The organism is Sporosarcina oncorhynchi, assembly GCF_033304615.1.
In the GTDB taxonomy this organism is placed as follows: domain Bacteria; phylum Bacillota; class Bacilli; order Bacillales_A; family Planococcaceae; genus Sporosarcina; species Sporosarcina oncorhynchi.
In genome coordinates, this window is sequence record NZ_CP129118.1 from 120,001 (window position 1) to 138,860 (window position 18,860).

The window sequence follows — 18,860 nt, forward strand, 5'->3', positions numbered from 1 at the left end:
CGAGACCTACAAGTCGAGCAGGGTCGAAAGACGGGCTTAGTGATCCGGTGGTTCCGCATGGAAGGGCCATCGCTCAACGGATAAAAGCTACCCCGGGGATAACAGGCTTATCTCCCCCAAGAGTCCACATCGACGGGGAGGTTTGGCACCTCGATGTCGGCTCATCGCATCCTGGGGCTGTAGTCGGTCCCAAGGGTTGGGCTGTTCGCCCATTAAAGCGGTACGCGAGCTGGGTTCAGAACGTCGTGAGACAGTTCGGTCCCTATCCGTCGCGGGCGCAGGAAATTTGAGAGGAGCTGTCCTTAGTACGAGAGGACCGGGATGGACACACCGCTGGTGTACCAGTTGTCTTGCCAAAGGCATCGCTGGGTAGCTATGTGTGGAAGGGATAAATGCTGAAAGCATCTAAGCATGAAGCCCCCCTCAAGATGAGATTTCCCATTACGCAAGTAAGTAAGATCCCTCAAAGAAGATGAGGTAGATAGGTCCGGGGTGGAAGCGTGGCGACACGTGCAGCTGACGGATACTAATCGATCGAGGACTTAACCTTATATGTTAGAAAGCGCACGGTTGAACGTGATGAGTTCAGCAACAATGTCTGTTTTATCCGGTTTTGAACGAACAAGTATCGTTCAGTTGTCTGGTAATGATGGCGAAGAGGTCACACCCGTTCCCATACCGAACACGGAAGTTAAGCTCTTCAGCGCCGATGGTAGTAGGGGGTTTCCCCCTGTGAGAGTAGGACGTCGCCAGGCAAAGGCCATCCCTTGTGGGGGATGGTTTTTTTGTGCGTTAAAATAAGTACGACAGTGCATGATTGGTTAAAAGCATTTGGCGCGAAATCGTCATGCTTAGGAAGTGGACGTTGTCCCGCGACAATCATTATCCGCGGATGAGAAATCTTGCAAAAATCACCCCATGTCGCGTGAATACAAATTAGTTTTTCCTTTTGATCTGCATAAAAAAAGTTGATAGAGAAACCGCTCAACCCCATGCGTAAACCGCTCAACCCCATGCGTAAACCGCTCAACCCCATGCGTAAACCGCTCAACCCCATGCGTAAACCGCTCAACCCCATGCAGAAACCGCTCAACCTCATGCGTAAACCGCTCAACCCCATGCGTAAACCGCTCAACCCCATGCAGAAACCGCTCAACCTCATGCGTAAACCGCTCAACCCCACAAGGAAACCGCTCAACCCCATGCAGAAACCGCTCAACCCCGTGCGTAAACCGCTCAACCCCATGCAGAAACCGCTCAACCTCATGCGTAAACCGCTCAACCCCATGCGTAAACCGCTCAACCCCATGCGTAAACCGCTCAACCCCATGCGTAAACTGGTCTTCTGTCAAGAAAGTGGACAAATTATTTTGAGCGCTTTTATTATGAAATGCCTACCGCGCTTCGCTTGCTGTACTATCATGGAAGAACAGTTATAAAGCCAACTGTTCTTCCATGATAGTTGCGGATGGTTTCTGAGCGTTTTTCTTAATGGATTCCTGATACATTAATTCAAACTGATTAGGTGACGTGTAATTTAATGTAGAATGACTGCGTTTTTCGTTGTAGAACGAAACAATATAGTCTAGGACGGTTCTTTCAGCCTCATCTCTAGTCTTGAATTTACGACGATAAATCAGTTCTTTCTTGATAGTCGCATGGAAAGATTCGATACATGCGTTGTCGAAACAGTCACCTCTGCGGCTCATACTAATTTCACATTTCTTCTCTTTCAGAAGTTCGATGTAGTCATTGGATGTGTATTGACACCCTTGATCCGAATGGTGGACCAGTCCCTCTTCTGGTTGGCGGAAGAGAAAAGCTCGCACTAGGGCTAACCTTGGCAATTCTTTTGATAAGCTCTTGTCAAGATTAAATCCAATGATTTTACGGGAAAAGAGATCCATTACTGTGGCCAAATATAACCAGCCTTCACTTGTCCAAATATACGTGATATCGACTACCCACACCTTATTAGGTTCGTCTGTATTAAAATTACGATTTAACAGATTTGGATAGATTAAGTGCTCAGAATTAGATTTGGTCGTAACTGTGTAGCGCGAAGGCATTGTAGCGCATAGACCAAGCTCACGCATGTAATTACCTACGGTCTTTTCAGATAAGACCATGCCAATCTTGTCAAGTTCCTTATGAATACGAGGACTGCCATAAACTTCTCTGTACTCAAAGAAAATCTGTTGGATGTACTTCAACGCTCCTTCTTTCTTCTTCTGCATGTCGCTTTGGTTTTTTTCTCGCCACTTATAATAGCCGCTGGTTGATACTAGAAGGACTTCGCACATCTTATTCACGCGGTATTGATTCCGATGATCTTCAACGAATTGAAAGATCACTGCGGGTTTTTCGAAAAGATGTGCATGGCCTTTTTTAGGATTTCATTCTCTTCCTTCAATTCCTGTATTTCTTTCTCAAGCTTACGTTGTTGTTTAAGCTGTTCGGTCGGCGTCATATACTCCTTGCCGCTCCGCTCTGCTTGTGCTGCTTTTCGGTAGTCACTGACCCATCTCCGTAAGGAGCTAGGAGGTACATCCATCTCCCTGCATAAGTCAGTTTGTTTCTTACCTTCCTCTACTACTAATTTAACAAGATGTTCCTTTAATTTATCATCGATTCGTTTACTCATAAGGACACACTCCGATCAGTTAGTTGGTTAACTCTATCCAAACACGCTCATTGGGTTGTGTCCACTTTCTATACTAGCTTCAAAACCGCTCAACCCCATGCGTAAACCGCTCAACCCCATGCGTAAACCGCTCAACCCCATGCAGAAACCGCTTAACCCCGTGCGTAAACCGCTCAACGTCCACTTGCGGCAATTACTTCGGCCTCATGCAAACAAACAAGCTGGCCAGCAACTCGTATGGTGCATGATATACAGCTCTTTTCTTTGAAAAATGTTCTATCCAATTAGTAACCACTTACTCCTCCCTACAATACACATCCGTCTGATACGTCAATCAACAACAAAAAAGACCACCCGCTAATCGGGCAGTCTTAACTTCATTCATATTAGTATCGCTTTTTCCTGTTTTCTTTTATACAGAATCGTGCCAATGACTAGCACAACCAATATTGCTTGGCCAATCATCGTCTCAGTTGTCGGATAGAAACCGATGAGGTTAACAATCGGTAAACCGGACACCGCATGCGTCGGAATCACATTCGTTAATTGCAACGTATGGATGCTCACGCCGATAATCTTAAATGCCAAAATGTAAATAAAGAAAGTAGCTACCGCAAAGAAACGGTGAATCGGAATCCGTCCTGTCATGCGCAAAAGTACAATCGCCACAACGACTAATATGCCAAATGCAAGTGCGATTCCAGCCGTAAACTCAGCTGTAGACATTTTAGGTGCAATTCCTGCATAGAAAACAATCGTTTCAGCTCCTTCACGGAATACAGCTAGGAAGCTGATAAACGCCATTGCCCAGACACTTTGCTTGGAAATCGCATGATCCAGACGTTTTGAAATGTACTGATTCCATGACAACACAGTCGATTTACTATGCAACCAGATTCCAACGCCAATCATTAGTGCCGCGGCTAGGAGTCCGATATACCCCTCCATCCGCTCGCGATTCATCCCGATAGTGACAGATTGGAAAATGGTAGACATCAAAATTGCTGCAGCTGTACTGACAAAAATCCCAAGAACTGCTCCGATATATACCCAACGTTTCGCATGCTCCTGATTAGCTCTCTTCAAAAATGCCACCAGTCCGATAATAATTAGCAGTGCTTCTAAGCCTTCACGTAATAAAATTAATGCAGAATCCCAGAAGCTGTAAGATGTGTCTCCTTGCAACAAGGCAATTTGCTGTTTAAAGTCATATAATTGGCTAATAATCTTCTGATCATCAATCTTTGTCTTCGACAGTTCGCTCACTAATAATGGTAGATCATTTTCGATCTTTTGATACAAAGAAGCGTTCTTCGTTCGGATTTCGCCTTCGACATTCGGCCAAGTCGTAATGAAATTACGAAGCGATCCGGCTGCTTCCTTATATTGATTAGCTTGGACTTGTTGTTTGCTAGTTTCCAGTAACTCAATAAGGGAGGCTAATGAATAGTCCCCTTGAGTCTTTGCAACCTTCTTTCCATTGCTGAAGTCGGTAATGGCTGTTTGCAAATCTATGAACTGTTGCTTCAAAGCATTTTGATCTATATCATCCGCTGCCAATGTAATTCGGATGAACGCTGTTTGGTTCTCGATTTTTCCGTATGCGGCAATGTCTTGCTCGCGAACGGGTCGTTCATTTTTCGTCCACGATGCAATGAACCGCTTATTCGCATCTTGCATCGCTTGACGGTCTGCCGATTGAATAGCAACTTTGAAATCATCAAGTGCAGGCTGAATGGCTTTGGCGAATTTTGCACGCTCTGCCAGCTCATCCACCGGATTTTCTGCCTTCTCTAAATGATGAAGGGATTTGGAGAGTGCAGTGAGGGCTTTAAGCCGCTCTTCGTCATTCTGTGCATCTACGGCAACCTTTAGCATCTGTTCCACTTCACGGGCTTCTGTCAGTTCACTGGGCTTCATATCCATCCAGGAAGCTTTGAACTCAGCCAACGCTTTTTCTGTTTCGAAATCCTGTCCTTGTTTTGTACTCATAATTGCCTCTCCGATTGCAATATACAAGTCACTGTATGATTCCGCGGCAACTACCGGTTGAATGACCAAGACTAGAAGGAGTACCGCTAGAAGTCCCGTTCGTTTACAACGATTTAAAAAGAGCTTCACCGATATAACTCCCCTTTTGAACACCAGGGAAGCAGGCAAACAACGCGCTACCTCGATGTGTGATGTATTCATTCAATTTGTCAACACGGCCAAAACTATTCTGGATCTTGATGAATTGCTTAGGATGTTTTTGAAATGAAATAAAGAGCAAACCCGCATCAAAAGTACCTGTCGAATCAATAACACCTGATGAGTACGAAAATGATCTCCGTAAAATACGCTCCCCTGATTCCCGGGCAAGTCGACCATGTGAATCTGCTGGAATCGTCATTTCACCAGAGGATTCCTTTCGATCCAATCCCAAATCGTCCATTTCATGATGAAGTCCGAGGGGTGCCCCTGAATCACGATGCCTTCCAAATGTCGCTTCCTGTTCACCAAGTGCGGTCCTATCCCATGTCTCAAGATGCATCTGGATGCGGCGTGTGACCAGATAGGAGCCGCCCGTCATCCAGGATGCTGATTCACCGGGTTGAACCCATACAGTTTCATTCATATCAGTTTTGCTTTTCGTGTTAATATTGACTGTGCCGTCTTTAAAAGCAAAAAGATTTCGAGGCGTTTGTTTTTTATTCTTTTTCATTGGATAGGAATTAAACCCTGCCTGTGACCATTTCATCGTCACTTTTCCGGAAGCCGCGCGGATTAGATTACGGACTGCATGAAAAGCGACTTGCGGATCATCGGCACATGCTTGAATGCAAATATCACCGTCTGAATACGCGGTTTCCAGCTGATCTTTTGGAAAATGGGGCAACTGCTTTAATTCACTTGGTCGTTTATGCGCAAGGCCCAGCTCTGGTTTTTCAAATAGAGAGGGACCAACGCCGAATGTAATTGTTAAATTCGATGCGTCCAGCCCTTTTGATTCGCCTGTATCTTTTGCCGGAACAAATCCGTTCGATGAGGCTTCCCCGATAGGCTCGCCATTCATCAGACGAACGGTAAGTGGAGTCCATGCTTTAAAGAGGTTTTGCAATTCTTTCAAGGACTTGACAGTGACGTTTAACGAAGCAAAGTAGACATGAGTGGGAACTTCGTTCGCAATCCCAGATTGGTGGGCACCATAAAAATTCACTTTATTGACGGCACTCTCATCATCATCTGGCGCAGTCATGCCAAATACGTTTAAAATGCCGCCAAGGCCTGAAGCGCCAATTGCAATGCCCGCAGCACCTGCTCCAGTGTACTTGAGCATTTGCCTACGGGAAATTTTCTTATCGTAAAACTTCTCTTCTTTTGACTCAGTCAATTCACTCACTCCATTATGATCCCCATTTGGCTTAATGGTTCACCGAGATGATTTACCGCTTCGGATAATGCTTTCGTATCTTCCTTCGTTAAATCGAGGTAAGAGACATAGCCGCCTTTTCCATCTTCATACATAGCAAGTAATTCATTGATTGCCGCGAACTTATCGGTTAATTCGTTAACAAGTTCAGTATCTTTTTCAGCAATTTTATCTTTTAGGATTTCAAAAATCTTTTCGGCGCCTTCAATATTTGCTTTGAAGTCATAGAGATCCGTATGGGAATAAATTTCTTCCTCTCCAGTGATCTTTGAAGTAGACACTTCATTCAACAAATCGACGGAGCCTGTAATCATCAAGTCAGGTGACACGTCAACCGTTTCCACACGCGCGCGCAATTCCTTGGCGTCTTTCAACAGTTGGTCAGCAATTTCTTCATAACCTACGGTCGTATTCTCAACCCATAGACCATATTCAATTTTATGGTACCCGGACCAATCCTCTTCACCAAGACCTTCGTCTTCAATATCTGCTAAACGTGCGTCGATACGAGGATCCAAGTCACCAAAGCTTTCCGCAATTGGTTCAGACCGTTCGAAATACATACGGGCTAAAGGATAAATTGTTTTTGCTTCTTCCAGTTCTCCGTTTTTCACCGCAGTCACGAACTTTTCAGTCTCTAGAACGAATTGGTCCATCTGTTCTAAAGCAAACTGTTTATATGCATCTAGTTCTTGAGTTAAATCTATTGTTGTTCCTACCGCGTTTTGTTCTGAAGTAGACTTGTCATTCTCAATTGCATTACAGCCTGACAAGATAAGGCCTCCGCTAACTAAAATTGATAAAAGTGCGTTTCTCTTCATCATAATCCTTCTTTCTATAGGAGAATAAAATCTCTTCATTAATAATGATAATCATTCTCATCATCTTGTCAATAGAAAATAGAGCATTGAATTAGAAAAAAATGTGAAAACCCTTCATGCATTCCATATGTTTATTGTGAATAGGGTATATTGAGGGCAGGAGGTGAGTGCAAATGATTTTTATCAATGTAGTGAAACGGTTCTTTAAAGAACGGTTTTTTGACCAAGCCGCGCAAACAGCCTATTACTTACTGTTGTCAATGTTTCCTTTTCTTATCTCTATCTTTGCGTTGGTCAGCTACTTGCCTGTCGATGAAGAGATGCTTTTAGCTTTTATCAAGCCATTTGCACCAACAGAGGCATATCATATAATCGAACAAAATGTCCGCTCCATCATTTTCAAAGTGCAAGGAAAAGTGTTGTATACAAGCTTGGCAATCGCTTTTTGGGTATCATCGGTTGCCGTACAGTCACTCGCTCGTTCGCTTGATCAGGCAAATGGCTATGTAAGACGCTATCCATTCTGGAAAGTGCTCATTCGTGATCTGGCTGTGACGCTTTTATTCATGCTCGTTCTGTCTTCATCACTGTTTCTTCCTTTATTAGAGCGTGCGTTACATGAATTTGTGACGTATTATGATTCAGTTGAGCAATGGCGCGGTTGGCTCTATATATGGCCGAATGTGAAGTGGGGACTCGGGTCGTTGTTTTTGTTCTTGTTCTTTCTATTGTTTTACAAATTCGTGCCAACAGGTAAAATGAAGCTTAAGGAAGTATGGCCGGGCGCTCTCTTTTCAGCGATTGGTTGGCAGTTGTTTTCTCTAATCTTCGGAAACTACGTAGCGAATGTTGATTATACAAGAATTTATGGACAGTTATCTGGAATTATTCTGCTTGTTCTATGGTTCTATCTGACAGCAGTTATTTTGATGCTTTCGGGTCTGCTGAACTCGGAATGGCGCAGATCGTTAACATGGAGGGGGAAATGAAACATGAAGATTCTAGTGGTGGATGATGATCCGAATATTTTAGAGCTGGTTAACATCCATTTATCACAGGCTGGCTATGCTGTCATGAAAGCGGGGAACGGCATAGAAGCGCTCAAACTGTTGGATGAGGACTTGCCTGATTTAGCTGTCGTCGACGTGATGATGCCTGGGATGGACGGCTATGAGCTGACGAAAAGACTTCGTGACGAAGCGGATATACCGGTTTTATTGCTGACGGCAAAAGGGGAACTGGAGGATAAGGAAAAAGGGTTTCTTGCGGGTTCCGATGATTATGTCGTGAAACCATTTGAGCCGAAGGAGCTGTTGTTTAGAATCAATGCGATTTTGCGGCGTTATGATAAAGCAGTGGATATCCATATACGTGTTGGTCCGCTTCAAATCAACCGGCAAAGCTATGAAGTATCAATAGGTAAGAAAGTATTGCTGTTGCCGTTGAAAGAATTCGAACTGTTATCCGTTCTTGCATCCAAGCCGAATCATGTATTTGAGAGAGATTTACTCATTGAACGTGTGTGGGGCTTTGACTATGAAGGGGATGAACAGACATTGAATGTGCATATTAAACGGCTGCGCGATAAGCTTGAAGGTCTTCCTGAATCGATTAAAATTTCGACCGTGAGAGGCGTCGGGTATAAGCTCGAGGTCACTTCATGAGGTCTTTGTATGGGAAATTCCTGACCTTTACAATCGGGATTATGCTAGTGAGCGCAATTCTTGCTTTTCTCGTCGTCAATACATATTATCATCAGCAATTAAAAGGACGGAACGATAATAAAAATATGAATATCGCGCTGTCAATTGCCTCCTATATTGAATCGGACGAACATGCGGACATTGAAATTTTTTTTCAGACACAAGCAGATGCGGGCTACAAAATCTTTGTGGTGAATGAAGACGGGGAAGAGTTCAGATTTGGAGCACCGTTCCGTCTGCAGAATCTCAGTATGGCTTCGGTTCAAGGCGTATTGGATGGACAACCGTATCACGGGATGCGTGATTTGAAAACTGAGACGTTCATGACAGGGTTCTTTTCCGATGAACTAGCAAATACAGTCGGTGTGCCGTTCACGTACGGAGGAACGACTTATGCGCTGTTTATGCGCCCCGATATCAAACTGCTGTTTACGGAAGTGCATTACTTATTAGGTGGGATGGTTATCGTAATGGCGATCGTCAGCCTATTGTCGATGCTCATTGTTGCCAAGAAGTTGATAGAGCCGATTACGGAATTGACGATGGCAGCAAAAAGGGTCGGTGAGGAGCAGTTTACCGGAACACTCGATATTAATCGGAAAGATGAAATTGGACAATTGGCGCAAAGCTTTCAAAGGATGACGGAAAAGTTAAGTGAAAACGACCGAATCCGAAAAGAATTTATTAGTGATGTGTCCCATGATTTCCAATCACCATTGCTCAATATTAAAGGGTACGCTGATTTGCTGATGAATAAAGAGCTTTCGGAGGAGAAGCGGCAAAATTATGCGAAAGTCATCCAATCCGAAACGGAGCGGCTCTCATTACTGACGAAACAGTTATTGTTGCTGACGTCCCTTGACCAATTGGAGTCACCTTTACAACCGAAGCGCTTCAGTCTAAATCAACAAATCTCGGATATTATCCGCAAGTATAGATGGCTGTTGGAAGAAAAACAAATGTCGCTCACTATGGAGCTAGATGAAGTGGACTTTACGGGCGACCCCGCATTTCTCGAAAAGGTATGGGAGAATTTGTTATCCAACGCCTTGAAATACACACAAAAAGATGGTGAGATTGATATCCGGTTACGTGATTACCCGAACCATATTGAAGTAAAGGTGAAAGACAGTGGGATAGGGATTGCCGAAGAACATGTAAATCGGCTATTTGACCGCTTTTATCGAGTGGATACTTCGAGAACACAGGAAATCGAAGGGACAGGTCTTGGGCTTGCAATCGTCCGTCAAGTCGTCCAACTTCATGATGGAGATGTGAAAGTAGTCAGCAAAGCAGGCGAAGGCACAACATTTACGGTTATACTTCCGAAATTGTAATGTCCTGTTCATGTTCCGTTCATGTTGAGCCTGTATGATAGGGGTAGTATAAGAACAAAACAGGAGGAATTATTATGCAGGAAAAATGGAGTATACGATTAATCCGCATTTCAGCAATATTCGGTGTCATAGGCGCATTTTTAGGGTCACATATGGCAGGTTCGGGTTCAGGCGCTTTCCGTCCGATCCACGCGCATATTCTAGTGGTCGGTTGGTTGTCCGTCTTTGCATGGGGCGTATTTTACAAGGTTTATAAAGTGCGCGCGAAAAAGCTGGTTACAGTGCACGGTTGGACAGCCATCATCGGCTCTATCGGATTAACGGCGGGTATGTGGTTCCAATTCATGAAGCCATTTGGTTTGAATGAAACATTCTCGCTCATCTTCTACATTGTCGGTGGAAGTATCTTGCTGATTAGCTTTGTGTTATTTGTTTTAGTTACATTTCTCATTGAAAAAGAAGGAAGACGCTAATTTCAGCGGGAAATTAATAGGAAGGCGTTTAAGGTTAACGAGTTTTGTAATCGAAAAGCAAACGTTAAATAGTCTAGCATATAGGAACGCTAATTCAAATATGAATTAGCGTTCCTATTTTTGTTGGTATAGCAATTTTCATGGTAATTATTAAGTAGGAAATAGCATTATAAGTTATACAGTGCCCGTTTTCCACGCTACTGTTTGTACACCCGCAGAAACGTCAATTTTAACTAGTTGCACAAGCGCCATCTTCGTCCTTCCTAGACCGAGCACCAGCCCATTCAGACGCCGCGTATGTCAGTGGACCTATTCATGGAGTTGACTTTTTTATCCCTCCTACTCTTCCATCTTCCTATGATCGAAAAGAACGCTCTCCTATGATAGACTTTCAGTTAGAAATTAATTTAATGCTGAAGTTTTAGAATCAACCAAAGATTATAAAATTATGTTGAAAATAGTTGGGACAGCTGTATAATAGTTTACAAGGCATACCAGAAGTTTGATATGTCAGAAAAGTATTGAAAGGGGATATACAATGGGTATAAGAAAATGGTCACTTTTATTTGCTTTAGTATTAAGTCTTAGTTTGGTATTGGCAGCTTGTAATGATGATAAGGGTGGAGAGAAAGATTCATCCAAAACGCCTGCAAAAGAGCCGACGAAAGATGAATTGGCTGCAGACCAAACAATTAATGTGAATATTCGCGAGGAGCCGCCTTCCATGCATCCGGGTTCTGCTACGGATTCGACTTCAGGGGCAGTGTTAAACCAAGTTTTTGAAGGGTTAATGCGTGTAAACCAACAAGAAGAAGTTGAAAAAGCAATGGCAGAGGATTTTGAGCTCTCAGAAGACGGATTGACGTATACGTTTAAGATACGTAAAGACGCGAAATGGTCAAATGGCGACCCTGTTGTTGCGGGCGACTTTGAATACGCTTGGAAATGGGTACTGGATCCTGCAAATGCAGACACGGATTACGCGTACCAAATGTATATGATAAAAGGTGCAGAAGCTGCTAAGGAAAATGGTGGTTCATTAGATGACGTCGGTGTTACAGCAGAAGACGATCATACATTGGTTGTAGAGTTAGAACAACCAACTGCGTATTTCTTGGATTTAACAGCGTTCTATACATTCTTCCCTGTTAACGCAAAAGTGGTTGACGGAAAAAATGATTGGGCACAGGAAAAAACAGATAACTACGTGACTAACGGTCCGTTCTTATTGGATTCATGGAAACATAAAGACAAAATTGTCCTGAAGAAAAACCCAGAATATTGGGATGCAGACACAGTTAAATTAGAAACAATCAACATGTTCATGATTATGGATGAAAACACTGCAAAACAAATGTACGACAAGGGCGAATTGGATTGGCTAGGATCTCCGACTGATTCCATTCCTCTTGCAGCTATTCCGCATTACAAGTCGGAAGGTACACTAAATATTTCACCACAAGCGGGTGTATACTACTATGCTTTCAACGTTGAAGAGGAGCCGTTCACTAACGTGAACATCCGGAAAGCGTTTGCAATGGCTATTAACCGCCAAGGCATTGTAGATAACATTACTAAAGGTGAACAGCAACCGGCAATGGCACTTGTTCCATCATCGATCTTTGAGGAGAACGCAAAAGGGTACTTCTCCGACAATGATGTAGAAGAAGCGAAAAAGTTACTAGAGAAAGGCTTGGAAGAGCTTGGCTTAAGCGAGTTGCCAACTGTTAAACTTTCTTACAACACAAGTGAGGCGCATGGCGCGATTGCTCAAGCCGTTCAAGATATGTGGAAGAAAAACCTTGGAGTAAGCGTCGAGTTGAATAACGAAGAGTGGGGTGTTTACCTCGACTCTATGGGTGCTGGAGACTTCCAAGTTGGTCGTATGGGCTGGATTGCTGACTTCAACGATGCAATTAACTTCTTGGAAATCTTTGAAACTGTTGGCGGGAATAACTATACAAATTGGGAAAATGCAGATTACCAAGCGTTGCTTAAAAAGTCTAGAACAGAACTAGACAAAGATGCACGCGAGAAGATTTTACGGGAAGCTGAAGAAATATTCATGGAAGAACTTCCATTAGCTCCTGTATACTTCTATACAAATGTATGGACAAACAAAGAGAAAGTACAAAACATCGAAGTTTCACCACTTGGTGTCGTGCAATATAAGTGGGGCTATATTGCTGCTGAATAAGTTTTGAATCTAGATCGTTGAATAGGATTCATAGGGGGGTGACCTGTTTTCACCCCCTTTTGTGTTTAACAGATATGATAGACTTCATAGATTATGGGGGTGTTATGGTTTGGCTATATACATGCTGAAAAGGGTCGGGTATATCATCGTTTCCCTTTTTTTTATAATTACGATTACCTTTGCATTGATGAAAATGGCACCAGGCGGACCTTTTACATCCGAACGTAAAACTTCTCCTGCAATTGAACAGCAAATGTTAGCTGCTTACGGATTAAATGATCCGCTCTATAAACAGTACTTCGATTACTTGGTAAATGCCGCTACTTTTGATTTTGGCCCATCGTTTAAATACGAAGGACAACAAGTCACCGATATTATCAAACGAGGCTTGCCATATTCGTTAGTTTTAGGGCTAGAGGCTATTTTTCTAGCATTGGCATTTGGTATCTTATTCGGTGTAATTGCAGCGTTTTATCATAATAAATCCGGCGACTATACCGTAATGGTCATTGCGATACTCGGAATATCGGTTCCAAGTTTCGTATTGGCCACTATTTTACAATATATCTTCTCCATCCAATTGTCTCTGCTACCGATTGCCAGGTTTGATTCGTTCGCACATACAATTTTACCGGCAGTCGCTTTGGCAACAACACCGCTCGCGTTTATAGCTCGTTTAATGCGTTCAAGCATGCTGGAAGTTATGAATGCTGATTATATTAAAACTGCAAAGTCAAAAGGACTATCAGGGGCAGTCGTCATTTACAAACATGCTTTAAGAAATGCTATCTTACCGGTAGTTTCTTATCTCGGACCACTAGTTGCAGGCATACTTACCGGGAGCTTCATTATCGAGAAGATATTTGCGATTCCTGGCTTAGGAAATGAATTTGTCGTCAGCATTACAAATCGAGATTATACAGTGATAATGGGGACGACAGTTTTCTATAGTATTCTTTTGCTCGTTTCGATTTTAGTAGTCGATTTTATTTATGGATTGGTAGATCCGAGGATAAAATTGGCGGGTAAGGGGGCAAAGGCATAATGGTACAGGCACAAATAAAAGACGCTGATTTTGAAACGTTATCAGTAGACCAAGCTGCGGCTGAACAAATCGTTGGAGAAAGTACGTCTTATTGGAAAGATGCTTGGCGCCGATTCAAAAAGAACAAACTAGCAGTTTTTGGTGTTACGGTCATTATCCTTTTAGCGATTATGGCGTTTATTGGGGGACCAATTTCCGGACATAGTTACGACGAAACGGATTTGATAAATGCAAATCAGTCACCATCAGGGGAGCATTGGTTTGGTACTGACAACTTGGGTAGAGATGTATTTGCACGAACTTGGTATGGGGCGAAAATTTCCTTGTTCATTGGTTTAATGGCTTCTCTTATTGATTTGATCATCGGTGTGATTTGGGGATCGGTCTCCGGGTTCTTCGGTGGCAAATTGGATGAATATATGATGCGTGTAGCTGATATTTTATACGGAGTCCCGTATCTATTAGTCGTCATTCTCCTTATGGTTGTGATGCCGCCAGGGCTCTGGACAATGATTATTGCGATGACGATTACAGGATGGATTAATATGGCGAGGATTGTCCGTGGACAAGTCATGCAGCTGAGATCTGAAGAATATGTGTTGGCATCAAAGTCCCTTGGGGCAAGCAATTCTAGATTGTTATTTCGACATTTAGTTCCAAATACAATCGGGCCGATTTTAGTGACATTGACGTTAACGATACCAACAGCAATATTCACTGAAGCATTTCTAAGTTATTTAGGTTTGGGTGTACCAGCGCCTCGCGCAAGTTGGGGTACGATGGCATCGGATGCATTATCGTCATTCCAATACTATCCGTACCAAATCTTTTTCCCAGCATTCTTTATCTGCTTAACGATTCTTGCGTTTAATGTTATAGGAGATGGATTAAGAGATGCGCTGGATCCAAAAGAGAGTAAATAAGGGGGCGTGCGAACGTGAAAAAAATATTAGATGTAAAGGATCTATCCGTATCTTTTGAAACGTACGGTGCTGACGTTCAAGCCGTTCGTGGGATTTCTTTCGAGTTGAATGAAGGAGAAACATTGGCAATTGTAGGCGAATCCGGTTCAGGGAAAAGCGTGACGGCGCATTCGATTATGCGGATTGTACCTATGCCCCCGGGAAAATTTGTCGGTGGTTCAATTCTTTTCAAAGGCGAGGATTTAACGAAGAAATCAGAAACACAAATGCAAAATATCCGTGGTAAAGAGATCAGCATGATTTTTCAGGATCCAATGACCTCTCTTAACCCAACAATGACAGTCGGAAATCAAATCGCTGAAAGTTTGATTAAACATCAAAAGATGACGAAGAAGGAAGCACAAAAGCGTGGAGTTGAATTATTAAGACTCGTTGGAATTCCGAATGCTGAAACACGCATTAAGCAATATCCTCACCAATACTCCGGTGGAATGCGTCAGCGTGCAATGATTGCGATTGCTTTGGCATGCAACCCGAAGGTCTTAATTGCGGATGAACCAACGACAGCTTTGGATGTAACCATTCAAGCGCAAATTTTAGAGCTTATGCGTGAGCTCCAAGAAAAAATCGGAACCGCAATCATTTTAATTACCCATGATTTAGGTGTTGTGGCGAGTGTAGCGAGCAGGGTAGCAGTCATGTATGGCGGGAAGATTGTAGAGACTGGTAATATAGACGAGATTTTTTACAACCCAAAACATCCGTATACTTGGGGACTTTTAGGATCCATGCCGAAACTAAATAGCAAGACAGAAGAGTTGCTGGCAATTCCAGGGTCGCCGCCAAATTTAGCAAATCCGCCAAAAGGGTGCCCTTTCGTAACTAGGTGTCCCTATGCGATGAAAGTATGTAAAGAAAATATGCCTGAATATACCCGTTTGTCTAGCACGCAGCAGACGGCATGTTGGTTGTTGGATGAACGTGCGCCTAAAGTGGATATCCCGGAAACTGCAATCGTTGGAGGGAGGAAAGTCCATGTATAAAAGTCGAGAAAAACTGTTGGAAATTAAAGACCTGAAAAAGCATTTTCCTATGGGTCGTAATACAGTATTAAAAGCTGTCGATGGGATTACCTTTGACATTTACGAAGGGGAAACATTCGGATTGGTTGGGGAATCCGGCTGCGGTAAATCCACTGCCGGCAGGACAATCATGGGTCTGTATGAAGCGAGTGGCGGGGAAGTTCACTTTTTAAATGAAAACGTACATGGTAAGAAATCAAAAAAAGAGGTAAAACAATTCAATCGCAATATGCAAATGATTTTTCAAGACCCATATGCTTCTTTAAATCCAAGAATGACAGTTAAGGATATTATTGCAGAGGGATTGGATATTCATGGACTTGTGAAAAGTAAAAAAGAACGGACCGCGCGAGTAAATGAGTTACTTGAAACAGTCGGGCTAAACAGCGATCATGGAAATCGATATCCGCATGAATTTAGCGGTGGGCAACGTCAGCGGATTGGCATTGCGAGAGCACTTGCCGTAGACCCTCAATTTATAGTAGCGGATGAGCCGATTTCAGCATTGGACGTGTCTATTCAGGCACAAGTTGTCAATTTGTTGAAAAAGCTACAAGTTGAACATGGACTCACCTATTTGTTTATCGCGCATGATTTGTCCATGGTCAAGCACATAAGTGATCGTGTAGGTGTAATGTACTTAGGTAGCATGGCGGAAATCGCCTCAAGTGATGAGTTGTATGACACTCCGTTGCATCCTTATACGCAAGCGTTACTGAGTTCGATTCCAATTTCGGATCCAGAAGTTGAAAGATCGCGTGAAAAAATGACGATTAAAGGCGATATACCAAGCCCGATAGACCCGCCAAGCGGTTGTCGTTTCAGAACGCGATGTCCATTTGCTAAGGACGTGTGCGCGAAAGTGATTCCAGAGTTTAAAGAGTATAAGGCCGATCATTGGGTAGCGTGCCATATATACAGTGATGAGTACGGCGCTGAGTTTGAAAAACCTCAGTTTTCAGTTGGCGTTGTATGAAATGAACACTAATCTCAAAACGTAAAAAGAAAATCCACTTGTGCCCAAAAGGTTCAAGTGGATTTTTCATTAAGTAAACACCAAATTCAACTTCCCGTTTTCCAAGGAAAGACTTGCATCAAACTTACTGCCATTAGTAGCTGTGAATCCTTTAATCGTATTCGTTTTCCCTTTCGTACAAAGAAGTTTTACTTGCGCAGGCGTTAGTTTCTTCTTCAGATAGATACCTGGGAAAGTTTGTTTACAGCCATTTTTATAGTTGCTGCAGCCGTAAAAAGATTTTCGTGCAAGAATCATCCCTGTTTTACAATGCGGACAAGGAGCAACTTCGACCGCTTGATAGGAACCGTATGATTTAGTTGGCCGTGGCGGCACAAGTGAAGCATCAATCTTCGTCGCTTCCAATTGCCGCGGCACTTCTTCCAACAAATTCGTAATGAACTTCCCGATATTATCGAGGAAATGCTGCCCTGTTCCTTCACCGTTACCGATTTTCCGCAAATACGCTTCCCATTTCGCCGTCATCGATGGGCTTGCGAGCAAGTTTCCTTCAATCGCCTGACAAAGCACTCGGCCTTTAGCTGTAATGGAAACAATGTTTTTCGACACCGAAATATACCCGTGCTTTTTAATCGTTTCTATGATGTTGCTTCGGGTTGCTTCCGTTCCTAGGCCTTCAATCTCTTTCAGAATATCCGTCTCGTCCTTATCCTCGACAAGCTTCCCGCATGTTTTCATCATTGCGATCAGTTGCCCTTCCGTATACGGTTTAGGCGGCATCGTCTTGCCCTCTTTAATGGAAATCTTACTCTGGACGGGCTCCTCATTACGTAGCGGCGGCAAAGATGGCTCGTCCTTTTCCTCTTTCGACCGTTGGAACAAAGCTTTCCACCCTAGATCACGCTCGGTTTTCCCTGTCGTAAAGAACAGAAGCCCATTCACATCCGTCGTCACTTTCGTTTCCGTATACAAATAATCCGTATGGAACATCGCAAGAGTCGTACGAACGACCTCTTCATACAGATTCCGCTCCAGAGATGATAACCGTCCAAGAACCGCTTGTGTCGGAATCTTTTTTGTCGGGATGATTGCATAGTGTTCCTGCACTTTCGAACTGTCAACATAGCGCTTTTTCGGTGCAAGCGAAGCGACAGGGAACGGATGACCGATCAGTTGCTGGTAATCGCCAACCTGGTCCTTCAAATACGCAAATTCGTTCGGCGTAATATGTCGGGCGTCCGTCCTTGGATACGTTACGAGCTTTTTTTCATAGAGACCTTGCATGATTTTCAACACATCCGCCGGACTCGTCTTCCATCGACGGTTCGCTGTTGCCTGCAACGTGGATAGGGCATGTAGTTGAGGCGGCGGGGTTCTTTTTTCAGTATGCGTGACTGAAGAGACAACACCCGGAGAAGATGGCTTAAGCCCATGCTTTCTCAGCAACTCCTGAATGATCTCACGCTTTGGTTCTTTCGCTTTTGCTTTCCCTTTATACGTACCATGCTCCGCCGTAAACGTCGCTTCCACTTCGAAAAATGGCTCTGATACAAAATTCTCGATTTCCATCTGCCGCTGGTAGATTAGATAGACAGTAGGGGTTTGCACGCGTCCGATCGGGAACACCTCTTGAACACCTTTTGCTTTTAATAACAGGGTATACAATCGTGATCCGTTCATACCAACGAGCCAATCACTTATTTGACGGGCTTTCGCTTCCTCATACAACATCAGATCTTTACGGTTGTCCCGTAAACTCGCAAACCCTTTCCGTACTTCATCGACTTCAAGTGAATTGATCCATAGTCGCTGGATCGTCTGATTCCGCGCGCCGGTCTGATAATAAATGCTATAGAAGATATTCGACCCTTCGCGATCCACGTCACACGCATTAATGACCGTATCCGTCCCGCGAACCAACTTCTTCACAACTTGAAACTGCTTGAACTTCCCTTTTGCCACTTGAAACTCATAGCGCTCCGGTAGAATAGGCAAACTGCCAAGTGTCCAGCGTTTCCAGGCAGGGTTGTACGTATGAGGCTCTTTTAGCTCTACTAAATGGCCAACACCCCATGTAATATAAGCACCTTCGGGAAATATCTGACACGCTTGTATTTCCATATAGCCTTCAAATTTACGCACTGAAAAAGCGTCTGCATACGCTTTCGCCTGGGATGGTTTTTCGGCTAGTATTACTGGTTTCATGGGAGCACCTCGATTGGTTTTTAGTACGTCCGTTCTGTTAGA

At 43.5% G+C, this 18,860-nt stretch carries 16 protein-coding genes and 2 rRNA genes (1 of these 18 running past the window's edge); 11 read left to right on the forward strand and 7 right to left on the reverse strand.

What is annotated here, in order from left to right:
- Both QWT69_RS00610 and rrf read left to right on the forward strand, forming a co-directional pair.
- A 23S ribosomal RNA gene (locus QWT69_RS00610) occupies positions 1-550 on the forward strand; it begins 2,384 nt to the left of the window's first position.
- Between the two features lie 89 nt (positions 551-639).
- Positions 640-755: ribosomal RNA gene (gene rrf, locus QWT69_RS00615) — 5S ribosomal RNA — on the forward strand.
- A gap of 156 nt (positions 756-911) precedes the next feature.
- Here the strand turns inward: rrf and QWT69_RS00620 are convergent.
- The 6 genes from QWT69_RS00620 to efeO all read right to left on the reverse strand — a co-directional run bounded on the left by QWT69_RS00620 (position 912) and on the right by efeO (position 6,877).
- Positions 912-1,364: a hypothetical protein gene (locus QWT69_RS00620; protein WP_317967980.1), complete on the reverse strand. Its 453-nt coding sequence runs from the start codon at positions 1,362-1,364 to the stop codon at positions 912-914.
- A 69-nt stretch (positions 1,365-1,433) separates the two neighbouring features.
- The gene (locus QWT69_RS00625) at positions 1,434-2,354 is read right to left on the reverse strand and encodes an IS3 family transposase (protein WP_317967982.1); all 921 of its coding nucleotides are present in this window, start codon (positions 2,352-2,354) and stop codon (positions 1,434-1,436) included.
- Positions 2,351-2,644 carry a transposase gene (locus tag QWT69_RS00630; RefSeq protein ID WP_317967950.1) on the reverse strand — a complete coding sequence of 98 codons (294 nt, stop codon included), beginning with the start codon at positions 2,642-2,644 and terminating at the stop codon, positions 2,351-2,353. The genes QWT69_RS00625 and QWT69_RS00630 overlap by 4 nt, the downstream gene beginning before the upstream one ends.
- Before the next feature lie 381 nt (positions 2,645-3,025).
- Positions 3,026-4,765, reverse strand: a complete 1,740-nt coding sequence (locus tag QWT69_RS00635; RefSeq protein ID WP_317967984.1) for an FTR1 family iron permease — start codon at positions 4,763-4,765, stop codon at positions 3,026-3,028.
- Entirely contained in the window at positions 4,740-6,017 is a 1,278-nt protein-coding gene (efeB, locus tag QWT69_RS00640) for an iron uptake transporter deferrochelatase/peroxidase subunit (protein ID WP_317967986.1), read from the reverse strand. The genes QWT69_RS00635 and efeB overlap by 26 nt, the downstream gene beginning before the upstream one ends.
- A gap of 5 nt (positions 6,018-6,022) precedes the next feature.
- Complete coding sequence (gene efeO / locus QWT69_RS00645) at positions 6,023-6,877, reverse strand: iron uptake system protein EfeO (protein ID WP_317970829.1); 855 nt, start codon at positions 6,875-6,877, stop codon at positions 6,023-6,025.
- A 173-nt stretch (positions 6,878-7,050) separates the two neighbouring features.
- Between efeO and QWT69_RS00650 the strand changes: the two genes are divergently transcribed.
- The 9 genes from QWT69_RS00650 to QWT69_RS00690 all read left to right on the forward strand — a co-directional run bounded on the left by QWT69_RS00650 (position 7,051) and on the right by QWT69_RS00690 (position 16,613).
- Entirely contained in the window at positions 7,051-7,866 is an 816-nt protein-coding gene (locus QWT69_RS00650) for a YihY/virulence factor BrkB family protein (protein ID WP_317967988.1), read from the forward strand.
- A gap of 3 nt (positions 7,867-7,869) precedes the next feature.
- Entirely contained in the window at positions 7,870-8,541 is a 672-nt protein-coding gene (locus QWT69_RS00655; protein ID WP_317967990.1) for a response regulator, read from the forward strand.
- On the forward strand, positions 8,538-9,917 hold the full coding sequence (locus QWT69_RS00660) for a sensor histidine kinase (protein WP_317967992.1): 1,380 nt from the start codon (positions 8,538-8,540) through the stop codon (positions 9,915-9,917). Before QWT69_RS00655 ends, QWT69_RS00660 begins: the two co-directional genes overlap by 4 nt.
- 74 nt (positions 9,918-9,991) lie before the next feature.
- Positions 9,992-10,390 carry a hypothetical protein gene (locus tag QWT69_RS00665; protein WP_317967994.1) on the forward strand — a complete coding sequence of 133 codons (399 nt, stop codon included), beginning with the start codon at positions 9,992-9,994 and terminating at the stop codon, positions 10,388-10,390.
- Positions 10,391-10,928: 538 nt separating this feature from the next.
- Complete coding sequence (locus QWT69_RS00670) at positions 10,929-12,587, forward strand: peptide ABC transporter substrate-binding protein (RefSeq protein WP_317967996.1); 1,659 nt, start codon at positions 10,929-10,931, stop codon at positions 12,585-12,587.
- A 109-nt stretch (positions 12,588-12,696) separates the two neighbouring features.
- Positions 12,697-13,632, forward strand: a complete 936-nt coding sequence (locus QWT69_RS00675) for an ABC transporter permease (RefSeq protein ID WP_317967998.1) — start codon at positions 12,697-12,699, stop codon at positions 13,630-13,632.
- The gene (locus QWT69_RS00680; RefSeq protein WP_317968000.1) at positions 13,632-14,555 is read left to right on the forward strand and encodes an ABC transporter permease; all 924 of its coding nucleotides are present in this window, start codon (positions 13,632-13,634) and stop codon (positions 14,553-14,555) included. Before QWT69_RS00675 ends, QWT69_RS00680 begins: the two co-directional genes overlap by 1 nt.
- Before the next feature lie 14 nt (positions 14,556-14,569).
- A complete protein-coding gene (locus QWT69_RS00685) occupies positions 14,570-15,598 on the forward strand; it encodes an ABC transporter ATP-binding protein (RefSeq protein WP_317968002.1) in 1,029 nt (342 codons plus the stop codon).
- Positions 15,591-16,613, forward strand: coding sequence for an ABC transporter ATP-binding protein (locus tag QWT69_RS00690; protein ID WP_317968004.1), 1,023 nt, complete (start codon positions 15,591-15,593; stop codon positions 16,611-16,613). Before QWT69_RS00685 ends, QWT69_RS00690 begins: the two co-directional genes overlap by 8 nt.
- A 69-nt stretch (positions 16,614-16,682) precedes the next feature.
- Here the strand turns inward: QWT69_RS00690 and QWT69_RS00695 are convergent, their stop codons facing one another.
- Positions 16,683-18,818 (reverse strand): type IA DNA topoisomerase, encoded by a 2,136-nt coding sequence (locus tag QWT69_RS00695; RefSeq protein ID WP_317968006.1) that lies wholly within the window; start codon positions 18,816-18,818, stop codon positions 16,683-16,685.
- Positions 18,819-18,860 lie beyond the last annotated feature (42 nt).